A 19,061-nucleotide genomic window follows, 5' to 3' on the forward strand; every position below is an offset into this window, starting at 1 on the left:
TGTTTCTCCGCGCTCAGTGGCCGGCGCTCTGGCCGCCGTCGACGTGCAGGATCTCACCGGTGACGAAGGAGGCACTCTCGAGATAGAGCACGGCGCCGACGATGTCGGACATCTCGCCCATGTGGCCGACCGGATGCAGCGCGCCGAGCTGGGCATGTGTCGCAACGGGATGCATCGGCGACTTGATGATGCCGGGCGCCACCGCGTTCACGCGGATGCCGCGCCTGGCGTATTCGATCGCAAGCGACTTGGTCGCGGCATTCAGTCCGCCCTTGCTCAGCGAGGCCAGCACCGACGGCACGTTCGAGTTTGCTTGATCGACGAGCGTAGTCGTGATCTGGACGATATGGCCAGAGCCCTGCTTCTCCATCTCGGCGATGGCGAGCTGCGTGATGTTGAAGAAGCCGGCGACGTTGGTCCCCATCACCGCCGCATAGTCTTCGGCAGTATATTGCGTGAACGGCTTTGCGACGAAGATGCCGGCATTGTTGACCAGCGTGTCGACGCGGCCAAAGCGCGCGACGGCCTGCGAAACCACACGTTCGGCGGTGGCCCGGTCGGCGATGTCGCCGGGAACGGCGAGGATGTCATCGTCCCCCGACGGCTTGATGGAACGCGCCGTTGCGACGACGCGATAGTTGCGATCACGAAAACCCTGGACCAGGGCGGCGCCGATGCCCTGCGATGCACCGGTGATGATGGCGACCTTCTGCTCGATACCCATGATGGACTCCTGTTGTTGGCTTTCAGAACCTGCGCCAGCAGCGGCTGGCTTGCGTGCTGAGGTACGCCACGGCGGCCCGGCTGCGAATACACATTGTCCGGCAGACACTGTTACGTGGCGCGAACGAATGCCGGTCCGGCCCTTGGCGGCGGTTGTCGCGGCGGGGGCGAACGCCTAGCTTGTCACTGGAATTTGATGGGGCGACGGGCAGGCATGGATCGTCTGGATGCGATGAAGGTGTTCGTCCTTGCGGTGGACGAGGGCAGCTTGGCCGCCGCAGGGCGCAAGCTCGGCCGCTCGCCGGCGGCGGTCAGCCGCGCCATCGCCTTCCTCGAGGAGCGGGTCGGCGCCGAGCTGCTGCACCGGACGACGCGATCGATCAAGCTGAGCGAGGAGGGCGAGCGCTACGTGGCGATCTGCCGCCGCGTGCTCACCGAGCTGGAGGAGGCCGACGACATCGCGGCCGGACCGCGCACGGCACCCCGCGGCCTGCTCACGATAACTGCTCCCGTTGTGTCGGGCGAGATGGTGCTGCGACCGATCCTCGATGCATTTCTCGATGCCTATCCGACGGTGTCGGCGAAGCTCCTGCTGTTCGACCGTTCGGTCAATCTGATCGAGGAGGGCGTCGACATTGCGCTTCGCATCGGGCCTCTCGCGGATTCGGCGATGGTGGCGTTGCGGGTCGGCGAGATCAGCCGCGTCGTTGTCGCAGCGCCGCGCTACCTGAAGCAGCACCCGCGCATCGCTGAACCCGGCGATCTCGCCAAGCACCAGATCGTGGCGATGGCGCACCTTCCCAATTCCTGGACCTTTGCGCCACAGGCCGGCTCATCGGCAGCCAGGACAGTCCAGTTCACGCCGCGCCTCGTCGTCAACAGCACCTACGCGGCGGTGGCGTCCGCGGTCGCCGGGCGCGGCGTGGCGCGGATGTATTCGTATCAGGTGGCCGAGCAGGTCGGGCGCGGCGAGCTCAAGATCGTGCTGGCCGGCGATGAGGATCCGGAGATGCCCGCGCATTTGATCTGCCCGCAGGGCCGGCTCGCGGTGCCCAAGGTACGGGCCTTCACCGACTTCGCCGTGCCCCGGCTGAAGAAGCACTTTGCGCAGCTCAAGAAGAGCCTCGGTGCGCGCTAGACATTCCGGCCGCGCGACGACAGCCAATGCGTTGTTTTGCGTATACGGCCGCCGGGCTGAATCGGCGATGGTTCCAGAACGGTTAACGCCGATTTAACGGATGAGTCCTAGCCTGTCTCGGCCGGGGTTACTCGCAAGGCCGAGGTGAGCCCAATGGAAGCCCAGAAGATTGCGGTCGACGCCGTCGTCGCGCTGACCGATTGCGACCGCGACGCCGTCATCGCCTTCATCCGCCGGCTCTATCTCGCCGGCGTCACCGACCCCAAGCGCCTGACCTTCAAGGGCCTGCAGGCGCTGTCGCGGGTGTGAGCGGCACGCTCGCAATCGAACCTACTTAGCCCCGACGGTCGGATCGCTGATCCGGATCGAGGTGACGCGGTCTTGCCGCACCTCGAATGAGAAGGGCCATGGCTCGTAAGTCCAGAGCTCGGTTTTCTCCAGCCCGCTCGGCCCGACATGGAAGGGGCCGCCGAAGCGCGCCATCAGTTTGTCGGTGCTGTCGCCGAGATTGACCTGGTTGAAGCTGTAGGCGGTGACCGGCGCCGGCCCGCTGACCTGAAGTGCGACGACGCGGTTCGCCTTCACGGTCGCGGCGAGGGTCTGGCTTGCCGAGGAAGTACACATAGTTCGTGGCGTTGTCCGCCGGTGGCAGCTTGCGGTGCGGCTCGCCGAGCGCGGCCTTGAGTGAGGCCTCCGAGATGCCGACCCCAAGCGCGCCCATCCGCTGACAGGCAAAGCTGAGGATGTCCGGATCGGGCGGGGTAATGCGCTTACCGGCTTCGACCTTGCAGGCGAATGTCTGCCCGACCCGTAGCCACTGGCCGCGCAGCTCCGGATCCGGACGCTTGCGGCCTTGGGGTAACGGCGAAGTGGCTTGGCCGTTCGAAGTGGCTTGGCCGTTCACGGGTGCGAATATTCCAAGCAGAACCAGCGCGAGCGCGGAGCCCGCCAACGACCGCCACATCCCCAAGACGCACCCCGATTTTCCAGCCCTGGAACCAGGATAGCATGCTGCAAACCGACCGCAACGCCGGGATTGGCGGCGGGTCAGCTACGATTTCAAATTGTGCGCGGCACGGCTCGGGACGTCCCAATCACAACCTGCGGAACAGCCTCAGGATGCACGCCAATATCTTGCAGCTCGGGCCGGGTCGGAGTAGATCACGTTCCCGGCTGGGTCACTCGGGATTCGGGGAAATGCTAAAACAGCTTTTTGCACCGCAGCTCGTCATTCTCTATGTGCTCGCGGCTTCAACCATTTACGTTCACTTCCGCGGCAAGCAGCGACTGCGCTTCGCGCGCCAGCTCGGCGATCACTCCACCTACCTCTCGCCCTACAATGTGCTGATGTATGCGGGCTCGGCCGTGCCGAACAGCCCGGTGATCCCGGTCGAGCAGTTTCCGGAGCTGAAGCCGCTCAGCGAGAATTGGGAGACCATTCGCGACGAGGCGGTGCGCCTGTTCGACGAAGGCTTCATTCGGGCCGCCGCGAAGAACAACGATTGGGGCTTCTACTCTTTCTTCAAGAGCGGCTGGAAGCGGTTTTACCTGAAATGGTACGACGACTTCCTGCCCTCGGCGCGCACGCTGTGCCCGAAGACGGTGGACCTGCTCAACGCGATCCCGAGCGTGCACGGCGCGATGTTCGCGATGCTGCCGCCGGGCGGCAAGCTCGGCGCGCACCGCGATCCCTTCGCCGGCTCGCTGCGCTATCACCTCGGCCTCGTCACGCCGAACTCGAACAAGTGCCGCATCCTCGTCGACGGCGTCGAATGCGTCTGGCGCGACGGCGAGGCCTTCATGTTCGACGAGACTTTCATCCACAGCGCGGAGAATGCGACCGACGTCAACCGCATCATCCTGTTCTGCGACGTCGAGCGCCCGATGAAGTACGGCTTCATGACCGCGATCAACCGCTGGGTCAGCCATCATATCGTCAAGGCTTCGGCGACCCAGAACGTGGACGGCGAGAGCGTCGGCGTGCTCAACAAGGTGTTCGGCAAGCTCTACGAGATCCACCTCGGCAGCCGCAAGGTCAAGGAGTGGAACCGCAACGTCTACTACACGCTGAAATATTCGCTGACGGCGCTGATCCTCGGTCTCATCGTGATATCGGCGCTACGGTGATCTGAGTTGCGAAAAACCCCGGAGCAGGCTCCGGGGTTTTGTTTTTGCGGACGTTGCTGCGGCCTCACACCGGCTTGGCGCCGGTGTTGATGATCGACCCCACATGCTGCCCGCGCAGCGCCGCGCTGATCCGGCCCGGCACGAGGCCGTTGACCAGTTGTACGCGCGCGATGTGCCGCGCGTTGGCCATCACCTCGAGCAGTGCCGGATCGAACGGCAGTGTGCCCTTCAGCTTCGCAATATCGGCAAAGCTCGTCTCTTTCAGCAGCTCGGCCTTCTTGCCATCCGCGCCATTGGGATCGGTCGTGTAGACGCCGTCAACGTCCTCCACGATCGTGAGCCCGGCAGCGCCGAGCGCGTCGGCGAGCAGGAAGGCGCCGGTGTCGGCCCGATGCAGCGGGATGCGCGCAGTCGGGAATTCATGATGGTGGTAGGGCGGGAAGGCGCTGCCGACGACCGCCCGCGCGGCCGTGAGGTGGATGGCGAGCTGGCTCGCGATGGTCGGGTGTTCGACATAGGACACACCCTCCGGCGCGAGCAGGCTCGCCAGGATATGTCCGTTCTGGCCGGCTTCGCTGGCGGCGAGCGGGGCGAGCGAGCCGACCGGCAGGCCGAGGTCGAGGCCTACGCTGTAAAGATGGCGCGCGCGGATGCCGGCGCCGGTCAGGATGAGCAGGCGATGCTCCGGCAAGAGCGACCGCAGCTCGTCGACGAGCGGGAGGATCGCTTCGTGTCCGCGGTCCATGATGCGGCCGCCGATCTTGATGACCTGCAGCCAGGGCAGCAGCTTGATCGGACGGTTGCCGGCAACGGGACGGGTGAGATCGCTGTCGAGCAGAGTCTGGCGCGCGAGCGGCGAGGCGACGTGCTTGATCTGGTTGGTATCAGCCATGACGGTGCTCTCTTCAGCTCGCGGTGATGATGGTGCCGACATGCTCGCCAGCGAGCGCGCGGGTGAGATTGCCGGGGACGAGGCCGTTGATGATCTGCACCTGCCGGACATGGCGCGAGGCGTTGAGTAGATCGAGCACCGGGAATTCCAGGATGGAGTCTTGCAGGCCCTTGGCCTTCATCTCCGCTACCGAGATCTTCGGGATGAAGGTGGCGTTCTTCGACGTCTTGGGATTCGCGGTGTAGAGGCCGTTCTCGTCCTTCACATAGATCATCGCTTTGCAGCCGAACTGCTCGGCGACGAGGAAGCATCCGGCGTCTGTGCGATAGGGCGGGATCACGCCCTCGGCCGCGGGCCGCATCCACAGGCTATAGGGCGGCATGCCGCTGAAAATCACGGCATTCACCTCGGCGAGGAACAGCGGCACGGACGACAGCCCGGCGCTGGAGACGGCGGAGATGCCGTGTTTGGCAAGCAGCTGTCCAAGCATCGCGGCATTTTGATCGGCAACGGAAGCGCCGAGCTGCGACAGCAGGCCGGCGGGCAGGCGGAGCCCGGCGGCGATCGAATACAGATGACGCGCACGGGTGCCGGCGCCGGTGCCGATCAGCAGCTTGTGCGCCTTGCGGGCGGCGACGATCTCCTCGACGACCGGATAGACCGCGGCACGGCCGCGATCGATCATGCTCTGGCCGCCGATCTTGATGACAGTGGCTTCCGGCAGGATGCGGAAGTCCGCTGCCTTTTCCGCTGCGGCCACAAGCTGTGGGTCGGTGAGCGAGCGCTGCATCAGCAGCCCCTCGAGCTCCGTGATCGTGTTCGACATCCGAGACATCCTCTCGTTTTGTGACGCAGTCTCTGCGGGACCCTCCGGTCCGAACCTTGCGAATCTTGCTGCACTCTGCGGTCCATGGCAACAAGATCGCCGCGATTTAGCGACCAAACATGGAGCAGGCAATGGCCCCGTTGCCACTTGCGAACACCGAGATCGTGCAATTCTTCCGCGCGTGGCTGGACACCTTCTCAGGGTATGTCCGTGAGGTCGACTACGCCTCGGCGCGGCCGCTCTTCCACCCGGACGTGCTGGCCTTCGGCACGCATAACGATGTCATCCCCGGCCTCGACCAATGGGTCTCGTCCCAATGGAACAACGTCTGGCCGAAGACGACCGACTTCCGCTTCGTCTTCGACCAGGTCTCGATCCTGGCATCCCCCGACGGCACGATGGCGACGGTGGTCGCGCCGTGGACGAGCACAGGCTACTATCCCGATGGCAGCGCGTTTCCGCGCCCCGGCCGGGCGACGATGGTGTTCTCAAAAAATGGCGATGGCTGGCTGTGCGTGCATTCCCACATGTCGCTCAATCGCGGGGTGCCGCAGGCGAGCCACGCCAACCGGCCGGTGAAGGCCTGGTAGAAATGCAAAAGGCCCCGGACATGTCCGGGGCCTTTCGATTTCCAGATGTCGTTCAGCCTATTCCGGCTGGCCGATGCTCACCTTCAGCGTGCCGACGCCGTCGACGCCGCATTCGAGCTTGTCGCCCGGCTGGAGCTGCGACACGCCGGCCGGCGTGCCCGTCATGATGATGTCGCCGGCGGCGAGCATCACCTGCTGCGAGAGCTGCCAGATGATCTCGGGCACGTTCCAGATCAGCTCGGTGAGATCGCCCTTCTGGGCTTCCTTGCCGTTGACCGTCAGCCAGATCTTGCCCTTGGCGGGATGGCCGATCTTCGAGGCCGGCTGCACTGCGGAGCAGGGGGCCGAGCCGTCGAACGACTTGCCGATCTCCCAGGGACGCTCCTTCTTGCGCGAGGCGATCTGGAGGTCGCGGCGAGTGAGGTCGATGCCGACGGCATAGCCGTAGACATGGTCGAGCGCCTTGTCGGCGGGGATGTTGAGGCCGCCGCTCTTCATCGCGACGATCAGCTCGACCTCGTGATGCAGATCCTTGGTCAGCGGCGGATAGGGAATGGTGGCGCCGTCGGGCACCAGCATGTCGGCGTGCTTGGCGAAGAAGAACGGCGGGGCGCGCTCGTCGTTGCCCATCTCGCGGATGTGCTCGAGATAATTGCGGCCGACGCACCAGATGCGGCGCACCGGGTAACGGCCGCTCTCTCCGACGACGGGAAGCGAGGCCTGGGGCGGAAGCGGAATGACGTAGGAGGCGGCGTTCATGAAGCGGTCTCGCTGCTCTTGGTGGGGTGAAGGAAACTCTATGCGGTTGCGCTGATCGGCGCCAGAGCGCCGGCATCGTGGTGTTGCAGGCGGAAGAACGAGGCGTAGCGGCCCGAGCGGCGCAAGAGCTCGTCGTGCCGGCCCTGCTCGACGATCTCGCCGCCCTCGACCACCAGGATCGCGTCGGCGTGCATGATGGTGTGCAGGCGGTGCGCGATCACGATGGTGGTGCGGTTCTGGCAGAGATGCTCGATCGCCTCCTGCACCTGCCGCTCGGACTCGGAATCGAGCGCGGCGGTAGCCTCGTCCAGCAGGATGATCGGCGCGTTCTTGATCAGCGCGCGCGCCACCGCGATGCGCTGGCGCTGGCCGCCGGAGAGCTGCGTGCCGTGCTCGCCGACCGGCGTGTCGTAGCCCAGCGGGAAGCTCATGATGAAATCATGCGCGCAGGCGGCTTTCGCGGCATCAATGATTTGCTCTTCGGTCGCGCCAGGCTTGCCGAAGGCGATGTTGCTGCGGATGGTGTCGCGGAACAGGTACACGTCCTGGCCGACATAGGCGGTCTGCGCGCGCAGCGATTTGCGCGAGACGGCGCCGATCGACTGGCCGTCGATGACGACGTCGCCTTGCGTGACCTCGTAGAAGCGGAGCAGCAGCCCCAGCACGGTCGACTTGCCGCCGCCGGAGGGGCCGACCAGCGCGGTGACCTTGCCGGGCTCGGCCACGAAGCTCATGCGGTTGAGCACGGTCTCGCCAGTCCGGTAAGAGAAGCTGACGTCGCGCATCTCGATCTTCGCTTCGGACAGCTTCAGCGCCGGCTTGTCGTCGTCGGAATGCTCGCTCGCCGGGCTGTCGACCACTTCGAGCAGCATGCGCGCGCCGACGAGCTGGCTGTTGAGGTCGATGTTGAGCCGCGCCAGCCGCTTGGCCGGCTCGGTTGCCATCAGGAACGCGGTCATGAAGGAGAAGAACGCGCCGGGCGTGGCGTTGAGCGCGACCACGCTGTAGCCACCGTAGAGCAGGCAGCCGGCGACCGCGAAGCCCCCGAGCATCTCCATCAGCGGGTTGGAACGGTTGGCGACGCGGGCCATCTTGTTGGCGTTGCGCTCGACGATCGCGATGTTCTCGTCGATGCGCTTCTGCATCGTGTCTTCGAGCGTGAATGCCTTCACCGTGCGGATGCCCTGGAGCGATTCCTGCATCGTCTCCAAAATGTCGGCGGTGCCGGTGAACTGGTTGAAGGCGAGGCCCTTGATGCGCTTGACCAGCTTGCGCAGCACCAGCATTGCCGGCGGCACCACGACGAGGCCGATGAACGACATCACCGGGTCCTGCCACACCATCACGCCGATCATGGCGAGCAGCATCATCAGATCCCGGCCGACGGCGTTGACCAGCATGTTGAGGACATCGGTGATGGCCTTGGCGCCGGCGGTCAGGCGCGCCAGGAATTCAGACGAATGCCGTTCGGAGAAGAAGCCGACGCTCTCGCGCATCAGCTTGGCGAACAGCTGGCGCTGGTTGGTGGCGAGGATGGCGTTGCTGATCTTGGTCAGGATCACCATGTGGCCGTAGGTCGCCACGCCCTTGATGAACAGCAGGATCACCGTGAGCCCTGAGAACATCGCGATGCCCGGGACGTTCTTGTCGACATAGGCCTGGTTGATGACCTGGCCGAGCACGTAGGTCGCGCCCGCGGTCGATCCGGCGGCAAGCGCCATCAGCGCGAAGGCGACGAGGTAACGCCGCCAGTAGATGACCCCTTGTTCCGTGACCAGGCGGTGAATCAAGATTGCCGCCGTATAGGGATCGTCGGTGATTTTCTTTGGAAACTGGGCCATCCGGTGTCCATTGACGGGGCAAGTAAAAGCCTGCCCGCGCGTCAGGGATCGAAGGGCCTCTGTGCCCGCTAAAGCCGCGCTTTTCAAGCCCAATTAAGGGCTTGCGCTGGGATGGAATCTAGGCCGAGACGGCGTGGCGGAGCTCGCCATGGCGCTCGCGGAACAGCTTGTCCTCCCAGGCCAGCGCGTGGGCCGCGATGGTCTCGAGGTCGTCGTATTGCGGCTTCCAGTCGAGCAGGCCGCGGATGCGGCTGGTGTCGGCAACCATGGTCATGATGTCGCCGGGCCGGCGCGGGGCGTATTGCACGGCGAAGCTGCGGCCCGAGATCCGGCGCACCGCGTCGATGGTCTCCAGCACCGAATAGCCGCGGCCATAGCCGCAATTCAGCGTCGTCGAGGCCCCGCCATTGCGCAGGTAAGCGAGTGCCGAGCGATGCGCCTGCGAGAGGTCGGAGACGTGGATGAAGTCGCGGATGCAGCTGCCGTCCTGGGTCGGGTAGTCGGTGCCGAACACGTCGATCTTGGCGCGCTGGCCGGTCGCGGCCTCGACCGCGATCTTGAGCAGATGCGTGGCGCCGACGGTGGCCAGCCCGATACGCGCCTGCGGATCGGCACCGGCGACGTTGAAGTAGCGCAAGGTCACGTATTGCATGCTGTAGGCGGCGGCGACGTCGTGCAGCATGATCTCGGTCATCAGCTTCGACGAGCCGTAGGGCGACAGCGGCCGCGTCGGCGCATGCTCTGGCACCGGCACCAGGTCCGGATTGCCGTAGACCGCGGCGGTCGAGGAGAAGATGAAACGGCTGATGCCGCGCTTGACAGCGACATTGAGCAGGTTGCGCGCGGTCATGAAATTGTTGCGGTAGTAGCCGAGCGGATCGCGCATCGACTCCGGCACGACGACGGAGCCCGCGAAATGGATGATGCTCTCGATGTTGTGCTGGGCGATCACGCCTTCGACCAGGTTCTCGTCGCCGGCGTCGCCAATGAACAGCGGCACGCCCTCGGGCAGATAGGCGGAGAAACCGGTGGAGAGATCGTCGATCACGACGACGTCCTCGCCGGCTTCCGCCAGCGCCAGGACCGTGTGACTTCCGATATAGCCGGCGCCGCCGGTGACTAGCACAGTCATGATCTCACCCGTCTTCGATCAACGCGCCAAGTTAACGTTTGCGCGGTGAAGAGGGGGTTTCGGCAGCCCTGAACTGGTCACTATGCTTAATGTTGCGTATAGGGGGCTTCCGTAACGGAGCATGACGTGGCGAATTCCCCCGGCGATCTGCAAGTGATCGTGCCAAATCTGCACAGGCGCTATTCCGGGGTCACCGCGACCAACCGGATGGTGGCGCCGCGGCTGGCGAAACTGTATCGCGCGGCGTGGTTCGGCTCGGATGCGCCGGAGGGGATCTCGCGCTTGAGCGCTGCCGATTTCCTCAAACTATGGCGCCGCAAAACGCCATTGATCTGGCACGCGCGGCGCAACAACGAGATGATCGCGGGCGTCGTGCTGCGCGCGCTCGGCTGGCCGCTCAAACTCGTGTTCACGTCGGCCGCGCAGCGGCAACACAGCTGGATCACGCGCTGGCTGATCCGGCGCATGGACGCGATCATCGCGACGTCAGATCTCTCGGCCTCGTTCCTGAAAGTGAAGGCGACGGTGATCCCGCACGGCGTCGACACCGACGTTTATGCGCCGCCGATCGATCGCGCCGCGGCTTTCGCGGAAGCCGCGCTGCCGGGCCGCTACGCGATCGGCTGTTTCGGTCGCGTGCGCGCGCAGAAGGGCACCGATGTGTTCGTCGATGCGATGTGCCGGTTGCTGCCGCGCTATCCTGACTTCACCGCAGTCATCGTCGGTCAGGTCACGGCCGAGCAGACTGTTTTCGCGAACGACCTGAAGAAACGCATCGAGGCCGCCAACCTGCAATCGCGCATCGTCATCACCGGCGAACTGCCGATCGAAGCGGTGCAGCGCTGGTATCAGCGGCTGACGATCTACGCCTTCACCTCACGCAACGAAGGTTTTGGATTGACGCTGATCGAGGCGATGGCGGCCGGCAGCGCGCTGGTAGCTGCGCGCGCCGGTGCCGCCGAGCTTGTGGTCGAGGATGGGGTGACTGGTGTGCTGATCCCAACGGGCGATGCGGATGCGCTCGCGGCGGCTGTCGGGCCGCTGATGCGCGACGTGGCCGCTGCAACGGCGATGGGCGAGCGGGGACGCCAGCGCGTGCTGGCAAAGTTCAGCCTCGATGCCGAAGCGGCGCGGATCGGGGAGGTCTATCGTCCGCTGGTCTGAGCCGCCATTTTCGCCGCCGCAAACAAAAACTGCGAAAACAACCCCATGCACAGTAGCCGGTGCCAGCAGAATCAATGGCTTGGCGGCCGGCGAGATTTTATTCTGATTTTACGAAATGGATTTGACTCGTCGGGCAAAACACCGGCATGATGTCATCATCGGCACGGCCTCGACGGCCGTCGCGGTCGACTTCACATTGGGCAGCGCACATACGGCATTTGCACTGGCACCGGCTCCTTGGAGCTGAGTGTGATATTATTCTCTCCGGAGAATGTCAGATCGAATGTCACGTCTGAAATCGCGACGCCGTCCGAGCACGACGCGATTATTCGCATATTCGGCCCGTCATCGCGCAACGATTTGACCGTGCATTTTTCAAATGTGCCGGTGACTTGCCTTCCCTGGACGATCAAGCCGCCCGCGTGAAGATCGGCATCCTTCTTGAAGGCGAGCCTGTTGTTCTCTTTGGTGAATATTTGGCCACAGGCCGAAGCGTCGATTGACCAGGCTCCGTTCAAATCCGCAGCCTGAATCGAGGCCGTTTGCATCACGAGAAGTACCAACGTCACCAAAGGATTGAAGGTTCTCATGAAACTCTCCGACTGAATGGTCAATACCGCTAGATCAGCCTCTTCGACGGGGGCGCAGCAAGACGCGGCCCTTCGTATCGGTTTCGAGCAGCATTTGGATGCGGCGAACTGGCGAACGCTTAGTTGATCTAAATCAATAGGGTCTGCAGAGCACTCGTCTGCCCGAGGACCCGACCAGGGCGCGTACTCATGGCGTCAATGAGTTCACACTCCGAGCACCCGCTGCGCGATCGCCACGACCTCGGAGGCCGCGATGTCGCGCATGCAGCGGTGGTCGTTCATCCTGCAGATCGTGCTCTGGCAGGGCTGGCATGAGAGCACGCTCTTGTCCTGGACCACGGTCGCGGCGAGGCCATTGAGCGGCGCCCAGAGGTAGGGGCTGGTCGGGCCGAAGATGCCCATGGTGGGCGTGCCGAGCGCGGCTGCGATATGCATCAGGCCGGAATCGTTGGAGATGGCGACGCCGGCCGCCGCCATGGCGAGGACGCCGTTGCGCAAATCGGTGCCGGTGAGGTCCCGTACGCCCGGACCGCCTGCGGCGACGATCTCCTGGGCGAGGCCCTTTTCCGCGGGGCCGCCGACCACCCAGACCTCCAGCCCGCGCTTGGCCAGCAGGCGGGCGGCCTCCGGATAGTAGGTCCAGCGCTTTGAAGCGCCGACCGAGCCGGGGGCGAGCGCCACGGCGGCGCCGGCGCTGAGGCCATTGGCCTGCCGCCAGCGGACGATGTCCTCGGCCGGGACCCGCAATTGGGGCACCGGCCATTCCGGGGGCAGGGGGGCGCCATCGGGCTGGGCCAGCGCAGCGTTCTTGTCGATGAAGCGGGGCAGCTTCTTCTCGCCCCAGCGCCAGCGGTTGAGCAGGCCGAACCGGAACTCGCCGACGAAGCCGACCCTTTCCGGAATCCCGGCCAGGGCGGGCGCGATGGCCGCCTTCCAGGTCCGGGGCAGCACCAGGGCTGTCCGGTAATTCCGCTCGCGCAGGAGCTTCGCCAGGCCGAACTGGCGGCCCATGGCGAGCCGGCTGCGCGGCAGGTCCCAGACGAGGCCATCGCGCACGCCGGGCATGTAATCGACCAAGGGCGCGCAGAGGGAGGTGGTCAGGAGATCGACCGGCCGGTTGGGCCAGCGCTCGTTCAAGATCCGGACAACGGTGTGATTCCGGACGAAATCGCCGATCCACATATAGGGGATGATCAGGATCGGGCTTGTGTCGCTCCGATCTGCATCTCCGCTAAATTGCGAATCTTGGTTCATTCGTTAATAGGACCCGGAACGAGCTGATGTGGCGGTTCGGTTACCCGCTCCGAGCCGGCAGGTAAAGCCGGCTGAGGACCGATCCCAAAACCGCTTACACTTTGGCGGATCATGCGCTAGGGCAGGACCGGGCCGTGAAAATCGGGCAGGGCAAAACCTGGCAGGGTAGGTGGAATGTTGCTGGTGACCGGCGGGGCCGGTTTTATCGGATCGAATGTCGTGGCTGCGCTGAATGAGGCCGGCCGCAGCGATATCGTCGTCTGCGATCTCCTCGGGACCGAGGGCAAGTGGCGAAACCTCGCCAAGCGCCAGCTTGTGGATATCGTCCCGCCGGCCGAGCTGCTCGACTGGCTGAAGGGCCGCAAGCTCGACGCCGTGATCCATCTCGGAGCGATTTCCGAGACCACCGCGACCGACGGCGACCTCGTGATCGAGACCAATTTTCGCCTGTCGATGCGCCTGCTGGACTGGTGCACGGAGGAAGCGGTGCCGTTGATCTACGCCTCGTCGGCCGCGACCTATGGCGATGGTGCCGACGGCTTTGACGACGACGCCTCGCTGCCTGCATTGAAGAAACTGCGGCCGATGAATCTCTACGGCTGGAGCAAGCACCTGTTCGATCTCGCGGTCGCCGGTCGCGCAGCGAACGGCGATCCGCTCCCGCCGCAATGGGTAGGACTGAAATTCTTCAACGTGTTCGGTCCCAACGAATACCACAAGGGCTCGATGATGAGCGTGCTGGCGCGCCGCTTCGACGATGTGAGGGCGGGCCGTGTCGTGCAATTGTTCAAGTCGCACCGCGAGGGCATCGCCGACGGCGATCAGCGCCGCGATTTCATCTATGTCGACGACGTCGTCCGCGTCGTCATGTGGCTGCTGGCGACGCCATCGGTGTCCGGTCTCTTCAACGTCGGTACCGGCAAGGCGCGCAGCTTCAGGGACCTGATGCTCGCTGCCTATGCGGCGCTCAGCACCAGGCCCAACATCGAATATGTCGACATGCCCGAGCAGATCCGCGGCAGCTATCAATACTTCACCCAGAGCGAGGTCGATCGCCTGCATCGCGCCGGCTATAACGGCGGCTTCACGACGCTCGAGGATGCGGTGAAAGCCTATGTCGGCGATTATCTCGACCGGCCCGACCGCTTCCGCTGAGGCTTCAAGGACCATGCCGACGCCCATTCTCGATTTCGACGCCCTCGCGCAAGCCATCTCAAGCCGGACGGTGCTGTGCATCGGCGACATCATGCTGGACGAATTCGTCTATGGCGAGGTGTCGCGGATCTCGCCGGAAGCACCGGCGCCTGTCATCGCCGCCCAGCGCAGCGAGATCCATATCGGCGGCGCCGGCAACGTCGCGCGCAATATCGCCTCCCTTGGGGCGCGCTGCATCTTCGTCGGCCTCGTCGGCGAGGACGATGCGGGCAAGCGGCTCGAAGCGGCACTTGCGGGGCATGCCGGCATCGAAAGCGTGCTGGTGTGCGATCCGTCGCGGCCGACCACGCGAAAAGTCCGCTTCGTCTCCGAGCATTTTTCCACGCATATGCTGCGCGCGGATTGGGAGCAGGCGGTGCCTGCCTCCGACGACATCGAGACCAGGCTGATCGACGCAATCCTGCCGCAGATCGCGCGCGCCGACATCGTGCTGCTCTCCGACTACGCCAAGGGCGTGCTGACCGCGCGCGTGATCCGCCACACCATCGACGCCGCGCGAACGCTCGGTAAGCCCGTGATCGTCGATCCCAAGAGCCTGAATTGGGCGATCTATCGCGGCGCCACGCTGCTCACGCCCAATCGCAAGGAATATTCGGAGGCGACCCGCAGCCGCGCCGATACGCCGCAGAGCATCGTCGATGCCAGCGAGGACGTGATGCGGCTCGCCGATTGCGAGGCGATCCTGGTCACGCAAGGCGAGCACGGCATGACGCTGGTGCCGCGCAATGGCGAGGCCGTTCACGTTCCGGCTGTCTCCGTGAAGGTGCGCGACGTCTCCGGCGCCGGTGACACCGTCGCCGCCGCGCTTGCGGTCTCGCTCGCGGCGGGTGCCGACTGGGACACGGCCTTGCGCATGGCCAATGCGGCCGCTGCCGTCGCCGTCGGCAAGCAAGGCACGGCCAGCGTGAGTGCGGCCGAGCTGCGGCGGAAGATCCTGCCGCATGCCTATCTTGCGGCCGAGGAGAAGATCGTGCTCGAGCCTGATACACTCGACGCGCAGCTCGCGGAATGGCGCCGGCAGGACCTGCGCGTCGGCTTCACCAATGGCTGCTTCGACATCCTGCATCCCGGCCACGTCAAGGTGTTGACCGCGGCGCGCGGAGCCTGCGATCGCCTGATCGTCGGCCTCAACAGCGATGCCTCGGTGCGGCGGCTGAAGGGCGCCGATCGCCCGGTTCAGGACGAGCGGGCGCGTGCGGAAGTGCTCGCGGCGCTCGAAGCCGTCGATCTCGTCGTCATCTTCGAGGAGGATACGCCGATCGAGCTGATCACCCGGATCAAGCCGAGCGCGCTGGTGAAGGGCGGCGACTACACCCGCGAGCAGGTGGTCGGCCACGAGGTCGTCGAAGCCGCCGGCGGAACCGTCGTGCTGGTCGACATCCTCCAGGGCTTCAGCACGACCGCGCTGGTCCATCGCGCGCGGGGAGGGGGCAAGTGACGGACCAAGCGACGACGCTTGCACGGGAGACGACCGCCCAGATGCTGTGGCGGCGCTTTCGCAGCCCGGCGGCGTGGTGCGAGACGGCCGACCTGTTCGCGATCCTGACCGTGGCCTCACTGCCCTGGTCGACCTCGCTCGCAGCGATCTTCAACGCTGTGTTCCTGGTCTGCATGGTGCCGTTTCTCGACGTCCGCGCATTCCTGCAATCGCTGAAGCGGCCGATCGCAGCCGCGCCGATCGCGCTGGTCCTGCTCGCGCTGGTGGGCACGCTGTGGTCGGATGCGGCCTGGGGCGCGCGGCTCTATGCGGTCAACCCGACCGTCAAGCTGCTCGTGCTGCCGGTCTTCCTCTATCATTTCGAGCGCTCGTCGCGCGGGCACTGGATCTTCATCGCGTTCCTGGTGTCCTGCGCGCTGCTGTCGGTGATGTCGTGGCTGGTCGCCTTCTATCCCAACCTGACGCTCAAGTCCGACCATCTCGAGCGCGGCATCTTCGTCAAGAACTACATCGACCAGAGCCAGGAATTCACCCTGTGCGCGGTCGCGCTCGCTTATCCCATCGTGATGCTGCTGCGCCAGAAGCGCTATTGGCTCGCCGGACTGCTGACCGCGCTGGCGCTCAGCTTCTTCGTCAACATGGCCTTCGTGGTGGTATCGCGCACCGCGCTCGTCACCGTTCCGATCATGTTCGGCGTGTTCGCACTGCTGCATCTGAGATGGCACAGCATCGCGATCATCTCGGCCGCTCTGCTCGCCGGCGCCGCTCTCGCCTGGCAGGCCTCGCCGCAATTGCGCAAGACCGCCGACACCTTCGCCAGTGACTACACGCGCTATGTCGAAAAGGGCGAGCCGACCTCGCTGGGCCTGCGGCTCGAGTTCTGGCGGAAATCGCTCGGCTTCTTCGCGGAGGCGCCGATCAAGGGGCACGGCACCGGCTCGACGCGCGGATTGTTCGAAGCGGTCGCGACGCCCAGCGGCAACTACCAGGCGTCCGCCGAGGTGATCGGGAATCCGCATAACCAGACGCTGAATGTCGCCGTGCAATGGGGCGTCATCGGCATCGTCGTTCTCTACGCGATCTGGATCCTGCATCTCCTGCTGTTCCGCGGCGACGGGCTGGCCCATTGGATTGGCCTTCTGGTCGTGGTGCAGAACGTCTTCACCTCGCTGTTCAACTCCCATCTGTTCGACTTCCACGAGGGCTGGATGTATGTCATCGGCGTCGGCGTTGCCGGCGGCATGGTGATCCGGGCCCGACACGCCGAGGCGAAGGCGGGGGAAGCCGGTTCCTGAACGGCCGCGCGGCTGGCAAGCCTTTACTGGCAAGTCTGGTACTGGCGAGTCTGGTACTGGCAAGTCTGGTACTGGCAAGTCTTGTCGTACTGGCAAGTCTTGTCGAGATGGGCTATCAGCGCGGTCAGGTTGCACCTAACTGGGATTTCATCGGTCGGCGGATGACGCGTCTTTCGCATCTCACCTTGCGCAATTTCCTGATCGCGCTCCACGACCTGCTGGCGACCACGGCGGCGCTGTTCGCAGCCTTCTACCTGCGGTTCGAGGGCGGCGACGGCTTCTTCGACCGGCTGCCGCTGCTGTTCCAGATCCTGCCCTACTTCCTCGCCTTCAGCGTGGTCGTGTTCTTCCTCTTCAACCTGACCACGACGAAATGGCGCTTCATCTCGCTGCCTGACGCGCTGAACATCATCCGCGTCGCGACCGTGCTGACGGTTGCCCTCCTGGCGCTCGACTACATCTTCGTCGCCCCCAACGTCCGCGGCGCCTTCTTCCTCGGCAAGGTGACGATCGTCCTCTACTGGTTCCTCGAGATCTCCTTCCTCAGCGCGCTGCGCATGGCCTATCGCTATTTTCGCTATACGCGGGTGCGCCGGCATGCGAGGGGCGAGGATGCCGCGCCGACGCTGCTGATCGGCCGCGCCGCGGATGCCGAGGTGCTGTTGCGCGGGATCGAGAGCGGAGCGATCAAGCGCATCTGGCCCGTGGGCTTGCTGTCGCCTTCGAGATCCGATCGCGGCCAGTTCATCCGCAACGTGCCGGTGCTGGGCGACATCGACGACATCGAGGACGTCATCGGCGACTTCGCCAAACGCGACAAGCCGATCGCACGCCTGGTGATGACGCCGTCCGCGTTCGAGCCGGACGCTCAACCGGAATCGATCCTGATGCGCGCGCGCAAGCTGGGCGTGATCGTCAACCGCATGCCATCGCTGGAGAGTGGCGATGCGCCGCGCCTCACGGCCGTCGCGGTCGAGGACCTCCTGCTGCGGCCGAGCGAAAAGATCGACTATGCGCGGGTCGAAGCGCTGATCAAGGGCAAGGCTGTCATCGTCACCGGCGGCGGCGGATCGATCGGGTCCGAGATCTGCGAGCGTGTCGTTGCCTTCGGCGCCGCGCGTTTGCTGATCGTGGAAAATTCCGAGCCGGCGCTCTACGCGGTCACGGAGACGCTGGCTGCGCAGGGCGCGCCGGCCGCGATCGAAGGGCGGATCGCCGACATCCGCGACCGCGAGCGCATCATCCGCCTGATGGCGGAGTTCAAGCCGGACATCGTGTTCCATGCCGCCGCGCTCAAGCACGTGCCGATCCTGGAGCGCGACTGGAGCGAGGGCGTCAAGACCAACATCTTCGGCTCGATCAACGTTGCCGATGCGGCGCACGGCGCCGGCGCCGAAGCCATGGTGATGATCTCGACCGACAAGGCGATCGAGCCGGTGTCGATGCTCGGCCTCACCAAGCGCTTCGCCGAGATGTACTGCCAGGCGCTCGACCACGATCTTGCCGCAGCTAGCGGCAGTGCCAGGCCGCCGACGCGGTTGATCTCGGTCCGGTTCGGCAACGTGCTGGCCTCGAACGGCTCGGTGGTCCCGAAGTTCAAGGCCCAGATCGAGGCCGGCGGCCCCGTGACGGTGACGCACCCGGACATGGTCCGCTACTTCATGACCATCCGCGAAGCCTGCGATCTCGTCATCACGGCGGCGACCCATGCGCTCGGCACCGCGCGCCCCGATGTCTCGGTCTACGTGCTCAACATGGGCCAGCCGGTGAAGATCGTCGATCTCGCCGAGCGCATGATCCGTCTCTCGGGCCTCCAGCCCGGCTACGACATCGAGATCGTGTTCACCGGCATGCGGCCGGGCGAGCGCCTGCACGAGATCCTGTTCGCCTCCGAGGAGCCGACCCGCGAGATCGGTGTCGCCGGCATCATGGCCGCGCAGCCCAACGAGCCGCCGATGCAGACGCTGCGCAAATGGATCGCGGCGCTGGAGCAGGCGATCGCGCGGGACGATCGGGCCACGATCAAGACGATCCTGAAGGATGCGGTTCCGGAATTCGGGTCGACCGCGGCCTGACC

General features: G+C 65.0%; 18 protein-coding genes. 9 read left to right on the forward strand and 9 right to left on the reverse strand.

Annotation, left to right across the window (positions count from 1 at the left end; all coding sequences use genetic code 11):
• Nucleotides 1–13: 13 nt before the first annotated feature.
• The gene (locus AC5ZFO_RS34050; protein ID WP_496123133.1) at nt 14–724 is read right to left on the reverse strand and encodes an SDR family NAD(P)-dependent oxidoreductase; all 711 of its coding nucleotides are present in this window, start codon (nt 722–724) and stop codon (nt 14–16) included.
• 213 nt (nt 725–937) lie between these two features.
• Between AC5ZFO_RS34050 and AC5ZFO_RS34055 the strand changes: the two genes are divergently transcribed.
• Complete coding sequence (locus tag AC5ZFO_RS34055) at nt 938–1,861, forward strand: LysR family transcriptional regulator (protein WP_496123134.1); 924 nt, start codon at nt 938–940, stop codon at nt 1,859–1,861.
• Nucleotides 1,862–2,014: 153 nt separating this feature from the next.
• The gene (locus tag AC5ZFO_RS34060; RefSeq protein WP_167768006.1) at nt 2,015–2,170 is read left to right on the forward strand and encodes a hypothetical protein; all 156 of its coding nucleotides are present in this window, start codon (nt 2,015–2,017) and stop codon (nt 2,168–2,170) included.
• 21 nt (nt 2,171–2,191) lie between these two features.
• On the opposite strand, the gene AC5ZFO_RS34065 is transcribed toward AC5ZFO_RS34060, so the two are convergent.
• Nucleotides 2,192–2,485 carry a hypothetical protein gene (locus AC5ZFO_RS34065; protein ID WP_496123135.1) on the reverse strand — a complete coding sequence of 98 codons (294 nt, stop codon included), beginning with the start codon at nt 2,483–2,485 and terminating at the stop codon, nt 2,192–2,194.
• Between the two features lie 573 nt (nt 2,486–3,058).
• On the opposite strand from AC5ZFO_RS34065, the gene AC5ZFO_RS34070 reads away from it, so the two are divergent.
• Nucleotides 3,059–3,988, forward strand: a complete 930-nt coding sequence (locus tag AC5ZFO_RS34070) for an aspartyl/asparaginyl beta-hydroxylase domain-containing protein (RefSeq protein ID WP_496123136.1) — start codon at nt 3,059–3,061, stop codon at nt 3,986–3,988.
• A 64-nt stretch (nt 3,989–4,052) separates the two neighbouring features.
• Here the strand turns inward: AC5ZFO_RS34070 and AC5ZFO_RS34075 are convergent, their stop codons facing one another.
• A complete protein-coding gene (locus AC5ZFO_RS34075) occupies nt 4,053–4,880 on the reverse strand; it encodes an amino acid kinase family protein (RefSeq protein WP_496123137.1) in 828 nt (275 codons plus the stop codon).
• 13 nt (nt 4,881–4,893) lie between these two features.
• The gene (locus AC5ZFO_RS34080; RefSeq protein WP_496123138.1) at nt 4,894–5,706 is read right to left on the reverse strand and encodes an amino acid kinase family protein; all 813 of its coding nucleotides are present in this window, start codon (nt 5,704–5,706) and stop codon (nt 4,894–4,896) included.
• Nucleotides 5,707–5,837: 131 nt separating this feature from the next.
• On the opposite strand from AC5ZFO_RS34080, the gene AC5ZFO_RS34085 reads away from it, so the two are divergent.
• Nucleotides 5,838–6,296, forward strand: a complete 459-nt coding sequence (locus tag AC5ZFO_RS34085) for a YybH family protein (protein ID WP_496123139.1) — start codon at nt 5,838–5,840, stop codon at nt 6,294–6,296.
• A 57-nt stretch (nt 6,297–6,353) separates the two neighbouring features.
• Here AC5ZFO_RS34085 and AC5ZFO_RS34090 read toward each other — a convergent pair whose 3' ends face one another.
• From AC5ZFO_RS34090 to galE, 3 genes are all read right to left on the reverse strand, one after another.
• Nucleotides 6,354–7,055 carry a fumarylacetoacetate hydrolase family protein gene (locus AC5ZFO_RS34090; RefSeq protein ID WP_496123140.1) on the reverse strand — a complete coding sequence of 234 codons (702 nt, stop codon included), beginning with the start codon at nt 7,053–7,055 and terminating at the stop codon, nt 6,354–6,356.
• Nucleotides 7,056–7,093: 38 nt separating this feature from the next.
• Nucleotides 7,094–8,896 carry an ABC transporter ATP-binding protein gene (locus tag AC5ZFO_RS34095; protein ID WP_496123141.1) on the reverse strand — a complete coding sequence of 601 codons (1,803 nt, stop codon included), beginning with the start codon at nt 8,894–8,896 and terminating at the stop codon, nt 7,094–7,096.
• A 118-nt stretch (nt 8,897–9,014) separates the two neighbouring features.
• Nucleotides 9,015–10,028, reverse strand: a complete 1,014-nt coding sequence (gene galE, locus AC5ZFO_RS34100; RefSeq protein WP_496123142.1) for a UDP-glucose 4-epimerase GalE — start codon at nt 10,026–10,028, stop codon at nt 9,015–9,017.
• Between the two features lie 126 nt (nt 10,029–10,154).
• On the opposite strand from galE, the gene AC5ZFO_RS34105 reads away from it, so the two are divergent.
• Nucleotides 10,155–11,192 carry a glycosyltransferase family 4 protein gene (locus tag AC5ZFO_RS34105; RefSeq protein WP_496123143.1) on the forward strand — a complete coding sequence of 346 codons (1,038 nt, stop codon included), beginning with the start codon at nt 10,155–10,157 and terminating at the stop codon, nt 11,190–11,192.
• Between the two features lie 191 nt (nt 11,193–11,383).
• Here AC5ZFO_RS34105 and AC5ZFO_RS34110 read toward each other — a convergent pair whose 3' ends face one another.
• Both AC5ZFO_RS34110 and waaF read right to left on the reverse strand, forming a co-directional pair.
• Nucleotides 11,384–11,782, reverse strand: a complete 399-nt coding sequence (locus tag AC5ZFO_RS34110; protein WP_496123144.1) for a hypothetical protein — start codon at nt 11,780–11,782, stop codon at nt 11,384–11,386.
• A 204-nt stretch (nt 11,783–11,986) separates the two neighbouring features.
• A complete protein-coding gene (gene waaF / locus AC5ZFO_RS34115; protein ID WP_496123145.1) occupies nt 11,987–13,036 on the reverse strand; it encodes a lipopolysaccharide heptosyltransferase II in 1,050 nt (349 codons plus the stop codon).
• Nucleotides 13,037–13,210: 174 nt separating this feature from the next.
• On the opposite strand from waaF, the gene rfaD reads away from it, so the two are divergent.
• The 4 genes from rfaD (at nt 13,211) to AC5ZFO_RS34135 (ending at nt 19,059) form a co-directional block, all read left to right on the forward strand.
• Nucleotides 13,211–14,191, forward strand: coding sequence for an ADP-glyceromanno-heptose 6-epimerase (rfaD, locus tag AC5ZFO_RS34120; protein ID WP_496123146.1), 981 nt, complete (start codon nt 13,211–13,213; stop codon nt 14,189–14,191).
• A 13-nt stretch (nt 14,192–14,204) separates the two neighbouring features.
• Nucleotides 14,205–15,689 (forward strand): D-glycero-beta-D-manno-heptose-7-phosphate kinase, encoded by a 1,485-nt coding sequence (gene rfaE1 / locus AC5ZFO_RS34125; RefSeq protein ID WP_496123147.1) that lies wholly within the window; start codon nt 14,205–14,207, stop codon nt 15,687–15,689.
• 41 nt (nt 15,690–15,730) lie between these two features.
• Nucleotides 15,731–16,984 (forward strand): O-antigen ligase family protein, encoded by a 1,254-nt coding sequence (locus AC5ZFO_RS34130; protein WP_496123192.1) that lies wholly within the window; start codon nt 15,731–15,733, stop codon nt 16,982–16,984.
• Between the two features lie 161 nt (nt 16,985–17,145).
• Nucleotides 17,146–19,059 carry an SDR family NAD(P)-dependent oxidoreductase gene (locus AC5ZFO_RS34135; RefSeq protein ID WP_496123149.1) on the forward strand — a complete coding sequence of 638 codons (1,914 nt, stop codon included), beginning with the start codon at nt 17,146–17,148 and terminating at the stop codon, nt 19,057–19,059.
• Nucleotides 19,060–19,061 lie beyond the last annotated feature (2 nt).

It is taken from the genome of Bradyrhizobium sp. Unk1 (genome assembly GCF_059512345.1).